At 44.5% G+C, this 7,776-nt stretch carries 9 protein-coding genes and 1 pseudogene; all 10 read right to left on the bottom strand.

The genetic code is table 11. The annotated features are described in order from the left end of the window. Window positions 1–140: 140 nt before the first annotated feature. Entirely contained in the window at window positions 141–536 is a 396-nt protein-coding gene (locus N2K84_RS19705) for a HEPN domain-containing protein (RefSeq protein WP_282593553.1), read from the bottom strand. Window positions 537–542: 6 nt separating this feature from the next. Further along, a complete protein-coding gene (locus tag N2K84_RS19700; protein WP_282593552.1) occupies window positions 543–872 on the bottom strand; it encodes a nucleotidyltransferase domain-containing protein in 330 nt (109 codons plus the stop codon). A gap of 559 nt (window positions 873–1,431) precedes the next feature. After that, a pseudogene (locus N2K84_RS20605) lies at window positions 1,432–1,662 on the bottom strand (type II toxin-antitoxin system YafQ family toxin); the annotation flags it as partial. A gap of 44 nt (window positions 1,663–1,706) precedes the next feature. Then, complete coding sequence (locus N2K84_RS19695) at window positions 1,707–1,907, bottom strand: hypothetical protein (protein WP_282593551.1); 201 nt, start codon at window positions 1,905–1,907, stop codon at window positions 1,707–1,709. A gap of 55 nt (window positions 1,908–1,962) precedes the next feature. Further along, window positions 1,963–2,283: a hypothetical protein gene (locus N2K84_RS19690; RefSeq protein WP_282593550.1), complete on the bottom strand. Its 321-nt coding sequence runs from the start codon at window positions 2,281–2,283 to the stop codon at window positions 1,963–1,965. Between the two features lie 135 nt (window positions 2,284–2,418). Beyond that, window positions 2,419–2,715 (bottom strand): type II toxin-antitoxin system RelE/ParE family toxin, encoded by a 297-nt coding sequence (locus N2K84_RS19685; protein WP_282593549.1) that lies wholly within the window; start codon window positions 2,713–2,715, stop codon window positions 2,419–2,421. After that, window positions 2,712–2,951: a hypothetical protein gene (locus N2K84_RS19680; RefSeq protein ID WP_282593548.1), complete on the bottom strand. Its 240-nt coding sequence runs from the start codon at window positions 2,949–2,951 to the stop codon at window positions 2,712–2,714. Before N2K84_RS19680 ends, N2K84_RS19685 begins: the two co-directional genes overlap by 4 nt. Window positions 2,952–4,246: 1,295 nt before the next feature. After that, window positions 4,247–4,789, bottom strand: coding sequence for a hypothetical protein (locus tag N2K84_RS19675; protein WP_282593547.1), 543 nt, complete (start codon window positions 4,787–4,789; stop codon window positions 4,247–4,249). 328 nt (window positions 4,790–5,117) lie between these two features. Then, window positions 5,118–5,657, bottom strand: a complete 540-nt coding sequence (locus tag N2K84_RS19670) for a UpxY family transcription antiterminator (RefSeq protein WP_282593546.1) — start codon at window positions 5,655–5,657, stop codon at window positions 5,118–5,120. A 926-nt stretch (window positions 5,658–6,583) separates the two neighbouring features. Beyond that, window positions 6,584–7,396 carry an alpha/beta hydrolase gene (locus N2K84_RS19665; RefSeq protein WP_282593545.1) on the bottom strand — a complete coding sequence of 271 codons (813 nt, stop codon included), beginning with the start codon at window positions 7,394–7,396 and terminating at the stop codon, window positions 6,584–6,586. Window positions 7,397–7,776: the final 380 nt, after the last annotated feature.

The following is a 7,776-nucleotide window of genomic DNA, read 5'->3' as shown; positions in this document are numbered from 1 at the left end:
CTACCCATATTACGCCCCGCTGGGGCTTTTAAATCGGCACCATGCCAAAAGCCCCTTTAGAGCTTGTCCGGCTTTTGACGGAGGTTTGGGGTAAATTCCCGTCTCAGCTCCGTGCCTGTTTCGACCTTCAACTTCTGACTTTAGTCCTTTTCGAGATGATTTATTACTGTCTGATAGACATCCTTTGCAAAATCGTAAAATCTCTGCGCTTGCTGTAATGAAGGTTTGCCTTGGGGCAACAATCCAAATTCACCGGGATATCGAGATTCAATATACAGGCTGTCAAGGGCAATGATCAAATCTTCATCAAATTCGAAATCAATATATATGGAACAGCTATCAAATAATTTACTTAAGGAATGCACTTTCGGGACACGTTCTCCATTCTCTTCCATAATTGCTTTTAATGCCTTTTCGATAGCTTGCTGGGCGTGGAAAGCCACATGACCTGTCAGCCTGGTATTTTTGATCAAGGCTTCAATGCTTTCAATATCAATGGATGCTGCTTCGAGCCAATCTTTGGTGATTTGCTTCATCTGTGGTTATATTAAAACAATTCCTTTACCCATAATTTCTTTTGAGAAAGAACTTCCCATTTCGATAAATTTTTGATGAATAGGCCTTGTGTGTACAATAATATCAGAGGCATACTTTTTCCTGAACTGTTTTAATGCAAGATAAACCCTTTTCTTAATCTCTAAGTTTTCCTCAAAGTTTGAAGGAATAGTGTTTTCTTTTGTGACAATATAAAGATCAATATCACTGTCAACATTCGGGTTGCCGTAAGCATAACTCCCAAATAAAATAACTTTTTCCGGGTCAATTGGCCGTAACGACTCTATGATTTCATCTATTATGTGCCGGGATATCATATCTATATATCTTTCTTTTATAAAGCTAAAATTAGTAATTTATTGGTGAATTTAAAATCTTTCATCTCTGTGTAACTCCTTGTAAACTTTTTTAAACTCTCTAAGAAATGGGACGCAAATGACGCGGACGTTTTGATTGATGATTGATGAATGATGATTGATGAATGACAGCTGGCGGCTCGCTGCTGGCTACTCGTGTCTCGCTACTCGCTTTTTGATTGATGATTTATTATTGTTGATTGATGAATGACAGCTGGCGGCTCGCTAAAAGAATAGGACGCAGATGACGCAGATTTATTTTGATTGTTTATGATTCTTTCTATTTCGCTTTGCACCGACTTGTTCTTTCACCGATCCACACAGATTGGGCCCTGCGGGCTTTGGCGGTCGTGTCGGGCGGCGCACCCTTTTGGGGTTGGAATCCCCGGAAGGGTTAAACGCTAAGAAATGGGACCCCTCGCTGGTCAGGATTTGCCATCCTGACCTTGTTAAGCCCGGATTTGCCATTTGATAGTCAAGCAAGGCACGGTTTACAAAACTCAACCAGCAGCGGGGAAGATCAAAAAATGTCGGAGTGCGTTCCTGTGTTCAGTAAGAGCAGGGTTAAGACCGAGTCGTTTTGCTGCCATACCAAAAGCCAGTCTGGCTTTATGTGGCACTCCCAACAACCGGTGTATTTGCCTTTCAGTTTATGAGCTTTGTATTTGGCCGGTAGTTTTCCTGTTTCAGCCAGTATTGATATCGTTGTTTTAAGGTCGGACAGATTTAAACCTCTTTTTTGCACCGTGCAACATCTTTTTCGAACTGATTGGTCGTCTGTATTTGGTACATAATTTAATCAATTTTTTCAAACAGCTCGTCCACGTTATTGTATTTATGTACCTTTCCCTCTTTTACTTCTTTTAATGATTTCTCGATACCACTTATTGGCTTTTGCTCTTCTACCTTGAACAACCCGACGGTTTTTAGCATGTTTACAATGCTTCTGGCAGCAGCATTGCGCCCATCGAACTCTAAAATAACCTTTGTTGACATAGCTGATGATTTTATCTATACAAATATAATGATTTTGGGGCGTTAAATTTCCAATTCAGGGCATAAACCATCCGCTGTCGGCAACTTGTGACCACATCAGGGCAAACAATTGCTTTTGCAAAGCAAGACACCCTTTCGATTGATGAGTGATGAGTGATGAATGATGAATGAACAGCTTTTGATTGATGAATGATGAATGTTGATTGATGAATGGCGGCCAGCGCGTTCGCATTGTCGTGTCGGGCGGCGCACCCTTTTGGTCCGTCAAAGGCCGGACGGAAAGGTTAAACGCTAAGAACCAGGACGCAGATGACGCGGATGATATATGATGTTTATGATTCTTTTTATTTCGCTTTGCGCTGGCCTGTTCTTTCACCGATTCACGCGGATTTGGCCCTGCGGGCATTCCTGTGACTGTGACTGCAAACTGTGACTGCGACTGGCAGCTGGCTACTCGCTACTCACCGTGCCCAAGACTTAATGCTCGAATCTTTTTTGTGAGCAGTTGAACTTACATACGCGCAGTACCGGGGTTTCTCCGACAATCCCATAGCCGGACGATATATACCTGATCTTTCTCCACGTAATACAAAACTTTATATCGACCTTTTGCCACAACAAGAGCGCGAATTGTTTTTGCTTCATCAACAAACAGATGATCTATTGGTCCAGCTTCAGGGAGTTTTTGAAGTATTTTGATTTCCTTTAATATTGTTTTTACCATTCGCTTTGCTGTGAGATCCTCCCGGAAATAATAAATTGAATCGAGATCCTTCAGTGCTGTGCCGGTAAGGATTATTTTGGTCATAGTCCGTAACGTTTTAAAACGTCTTCGTAACTGATGGTTTTTCCTTCTGCTACTTCGTCAATCGACTTCTTAATGCCCTCTTTTACTTCTTCAATCGTGTATTGGCATGGCAATTTTTGTTTCTTTCCCATCAACTTTCTGGCATATCGCAAAACTTTGTCTATCACTTCTTCATTGTCGGTGGTAAGGGCAAACCGGGCCAGTTCTTTTTGTTTATCTATGGTTGTTTCCTTCATGGTGTTTCTGCTTTTTGTTATTCCCAAAGGTACGGCTTTTCAGTAATCAATACAATCTGTATCAGCGTTAACCAACTCTTCAAGTGAACCGGTCCCGCTCAATATTCGATATTTGATACTTTCGTTGTCAGTTCACTGTTTATAATTCCTTTGCGCTTTGGCGCCTCTGCGGTGAAAATAATAGGACGCAGACGTTTTGATTGATGATTGATGAATGATGATTGATGAATGGCGGCAGCGTGGGCGCGTTGTCGTGTCGGGCGGCGCACCCTTTTGGGGTTGGAATCCCCGGAAGGGTTAAACGCTAAGAATTGGACGCTGATGACGCTGATGTAATATGATGTTTATGATTTAAGACTGGCTACTGGCTGCTGGCGTCTGGCTGCTGGCTACTCGCTACTCGTGTCTCACTACTCGCTACTAATAAACGATTCACGCAGATTTGGCCCTGCGGGTTTTGGCGGTCGTGTCGGGCGGCGCAACCCTTTTTGATTGATGATTTATAATTGTTGATTGATGAATGGCGGCTGGCGTGTTCGCGTTGTCGTGTCGGGCAGCGCACCCTTTTGGGGTTGGAATCCCCGGAAGGGTTAAACGCTTTTTGATTGATGATTTATTATTGTTGATTGATGAATGGCGGCAGCGTTTTCGCGTTGTCGTATCGGTTGGCGCACCCTTTCAGGTTTTCCTGTCCTGAAAGGTTTAAACGCTATTTAAAAACGTATTCTTGTGCGGCGCAACCAGGTTCGCATTTCAATCGGGGTTTCCGGTGCGCCTTCCCGCTCATTGCCCCCTTGCACCGGGTTTCACCCGGCGTTATTCAGATTTAACCCTTTCCGGGTTTTTCTTTGCGCCTTCTTCGCGTTCTTTGCGTTAAAAAATTGAATAAAAAACAGGACGCGGATGACGCAGATTTATTTTGATTGTTTATGATTCTTTTTATTTCGCTTTGCGCAAACATATTCTTTCAACGATCCACGCGGATTTGGCCCTGCGGGCTTAACTGTGACTGTGACTGTAAACTGTGACTGATTACTCGTGTCTTCTTATGTGTCCTTATGTGCCTTATGTGGTTCAGAGACTGTGATTAGTTAATCGCTACTCGCTACTGTTTTCGCATTGCGCGGCTTGTGCGGGACGGAGGGGGCGCTTCTTTTCTACAACTATGTAACCCCTCCGGGGTATTTCTTTGCGCCTTCTCTGCGTTCTTTGCGTTAAAAATCTTCCTTGTGTTCTTCGTGTTTATATCCTCTTCGCGAACCTTGCGGTTTTATCCGGCGGATGAGATAATCTTCTTAAAACCGAAGGCTAAGCCCGATCGTGGCGCTACGGGTGGTCACTTCTCCCAAGACCAGCCAGGTATTGGTAATCAGGTATCGGGCGCCTGCATGGATATCCAGGTAAGGATCTATTTCATCCACCACTTTGCCTCCTGCACCCAACAAGGTTCCTCCGCTAATTCCGCCATAGACGTTCCAGTCGTTGTTGCGCCGCTTCTCAAACGGAACAAAATGATAATTGGCGCGAACGCCTGCAGCGATGGTTCGCATCCAGTCAAAGTCGGTGTTACCGGCATAAACACTACCTTCCAGTCCGGCCGAAAAAGCAGGACTGATCAGATATTCCACAGCACCTTTTACGCCCAGGTAACCTTCGTACTTAAAGTCGGACGAATAGCCGCCCGAAAGCAGGTACTTATGTTCCCTGGCGGGCGTCCACAAGGACACATCGGCTGAACGGGCTCCATTTTCTGTCGTTTTGTGTTTGTTGGCCACAGATCCGGCCAGGGTTTCGCTGATTAAAAATCCGATAAGAAAAAGGGTGGTTATAAATCTCATGGGTGGTTATAAATTTGGGTGTTTGTGTTTCTCCGGATTCATAAGTTGGGCCCTCTTATGACGGCTTCGCCAACTCAGTCACAGGCACGGAGCTGTCTGGTTAGTGTTGCTTTTTGGTTTCAATTTGGTTGGTCCAGATGAACCAAATTTCAAAACTGCAAAACTAACCCGATCCATTTAGTTAAATGTTAACGGAATATGAAATTGCATGAATGAGCCATTTCAAGCCTCGAAACGGCACTTTCCACACACGAACGATCTATTTTTGGCCGATCGACGAAAAAAAAGAATAGACAATACGTTCGCCAACAGGTTTCAGGTTGTGGTTTCACGTGGCCTCATTTTTTCCGGAAACAACTTCAATGCTTTGTGTTCCCAGCTCGGCGTGCAGGTAATAGCCCAGCGTTCCAAATCGCAGCAACACCCGTTTGCGGCCACGGATCTCGACCACCTCGCCGGTCACTCCTTTCAGGGGCCCGGTCACCACGCGAATCCCGGTACCTTTGCGAATCCGTTCGGTGGTAACTTCCAGGCTTGCGTTGGCATGTTCCACAAAGATGCGCAGGCTCTCGATCTGCCGGTCAGGAATAGCAGCCGGCTTGTCGTCGAAACAAACATAGCGAATAGCCCCGCTGGTATTCAGCACTTCGTAGTATTCTTTGTTATTTACCCGCACAAAAATATAGCCCCGCAATAACGGCTCCTGCACCACTTTGACGCGGTCGCTCCATTGCCGGCGTTCGGTCTTCAGGGGCAAATAGCATTCAATTCCCTTTTGCTCCAGGGCCGCCAGCAGCTTCTTCTCCGAGCGGACCAGCACATACACTGCATACCAGTGATCAGGACGTTTCGTTAGTTGGAATGTCATTGCGTTAAAAGACTTTTTATCGGCTGAAAGATAGCATATATCAAAGTACCTGACCATCCGACCATCCGACCATCCGAATATCCGAATATCTGATCATCCGAGCATCCGAGCATCCGAGTACATGAGGAACTAAGAAGCACTGTAACTGTTTTCTACTTCGCGTCTTCGCGTCTTTGCGTGCAAGCCTAGCTATTGGTCATTGTTCCGTCTCAAAACGATAATCTTTAGCTTACGCGAAATTCTCCTGCTAATACCACAAAGCAAACCTGCTCTTACTCCCGGTAAAAGTAATGTGTGTTTTTCCAATTTTCTGTTGGATTGATCGGACGCGGTGATCCTGCATCCGATTGAAAATCCGCAAAAATGAACCATTGGGGGTGGTCAGGGATTCATGGGTAAACGATGGATCAATCTGCTTGTGGACAGTTATCCGCTCTGTACTGAACACATGCTGCCTTCATGCAGCTAAAGTTACCTGATTATTTCAACCTATAATAAGGAATATGGACACTGGCCAACGGCGCATCAACAACCTGACAAACAGCCAAAACCAACCATAGGAAAGGTATCGGTCCATCCGGTTTATTTACAGCTTCGCCACCTGGCCCACAGATCAAATTGACCTATTCCTGTTTTTTTTGAAGCCGCAAAGATGATGAAATTCTCAAAAAACAGTAACGCAGAAATGTTGTGTTTACGTTAAGGCGGGTTATATAGAACCAAACCAAATAAGATCAATGAAAAGACCTTTTTGATCAACGAATAGCCGATTTCGATCGAAAAATGGCTCAAATAAAAAATGACCACGAAGAATGCTTAGGGAAAACAGCGAAGAGTCACTCCATATTTTATTACGGCAAATTAATCATCGTGCGACTTCATAAAAGCCAGGACTACCGGTGGTAATAATTACCGATGTTTGTCCGTTAAAATTTGAAATAGTCGTCGAAAAACAGCAGGTGGTATTTCACCGAGTTTTTCCAATACTCCCACGTATGAGCTCCGGGACGTTCTGTATAATCATGCGGAATATTTCGCTCTAATAAGGCCTGGTGCATCCGTTTGTTACCATCATAAAAGAAATCGGCTGTTCCGCAATCAAATATTAAGTTGAGGCTTTTACCATCGAGTAAATAAAGCAAATCGATGACGGTGTTATTTTCCCAGGCCTCTTTATTTTCGGCATACCGGCCCAGCCGTTTGGCAATATCCCAATTATTCGGGAATGGACGAATATCCAATCCGCCACTCATGCTTCCGGCGGCACCCCAGACGTCCTGATGCCTGAAAGCCAGATAAAAAGCGCCGTGTCCTCCCATGCTTAAACCGGTAATGGCCCTTCCTTTTTTATCTGCAATGGTCTTGTATTTCGTGTCGATAGCCGTAACCAACTCGTTGGAAACGTAGGTTTCATATTGCATGGCCGGATCAACCGGACTGTCGAAGTACCAACTTGTAAATCCCCCATCCGGGCAAACAATCATCAATTGATACTGATCTGCATAATCTTTAATGGCCGGTACCACCGAAACCCAATCCTTATAATTACCGGTAGCACCATGAAGCAAATAAACGACAGGAAATCCATTTTCCGGCATATCAGATCCTTCCGGAGTAATAACGATATTGGGAATTGTTTTGTGCATAGCACTACTTACCACCATCAGTGTGTCCACCTTCGCGGCAAAAGTTGCCGACACACAACTCATACATACAAGGAGAAATAAACGTAGTTTCATGGGTCCTTCGTTAAAATGATTCAGGTAAAGATTGTCGCCTGAAATTTAACACAATAAATTTCAAAAACGAACCATTCATCCAGGGAAATCGCTTTTAGTAATTAAATGCCATTCTTTCTATAAGAAGATGTTAAACTACTCTTCTAAGCTCGTCACCATCCGTCCGGCCACGGCACACCGTGGCCTTACAAGCCGGATAAAACCCGAAACGCCCTAAAACGGGAAAGCCAGGTACGAGGCTGTCCTAAAAGTAGATTCTGGTTTTTGTGAGCTTACAAATTGTTTGCCATTCCTCATTTTACCCCTCCAAACCTCCCCTAAAGGTGAGGCTTAAAGTCCCCTTTAGGGGATTTAGGGGTCAGGAACTTGGGCTGGACTTA

This window comes from Gaoshiqia sediminis, assembly GCF_025907915.1.
In the GTDB taxonomy this organism is placed as follows: domain Bacteria; phylum Bacteroidota; class Bacteroidia; order Bacteroidales; family Prolixibacteraceae; genus Gaoshiqia; species Gaoshiqia sediminis.
Note: the sequence above shows the minus strand (reverse complement) of the source record. Positions and strands in the feature narration are given on the sequence as shown.

Coding starts and splice junctions, on each gene's coding strand:
- N2K84_RS19675 (WP_282593547.1), bottom strand. CDS start 4,789: ATGAGATTTATAACCACCCTTTTTCTTATCGGATTTTTAATCAGCGAA.
- N2K84_RS19670 (WP_282593546.1), bottom strand. CDS start 5,657: ATGACATTCCAACTAACGAAACGTCCTGATCACTGGTATGCAGTGTAT.
- N2K84_RS19685 (WP_282593549.1), bottom strand. CDS start 2,715: ATGACCAAAATAATCCTTACCGGCACAGCACTGAAGGATCTCGATTCA.
- N2K84_RS19665 (WP_282593545.1), bottom strand. CDS start 7,396: ATGAAACTACGTTTATTTCTCCTTGTATGTATGAGTTGTGTGTCGGCA.
- N2K84_RS19695 (WP_282593551.1), bottom strand. CDS start 1,907: ATGTCAACAAAGGTTATTTTAGAGTTCGATGGGCGCAATGCTGCTGCC.
- N2K84_RS19680 (WP_282593548.1), bottom strand. CDS start 2,951: ATGAAGGAAACAACCATAGATAAACAAAAAGAACTGGCCCGGTTTGCC.
- N2K84_RS19700 (WP_282593552.1), bottom strand. CDS start 872: ATGATATCCCGGCACATAATAGATGAAATCATAGAGTCGTTACGGCCA.
- N2K84_RS19705 (WP_282593553.1), bottom strand. CDS start 536: ATGAAGCAAATCACCAAAGATTGGCTCGAAGCAGCATCCATTGATATT.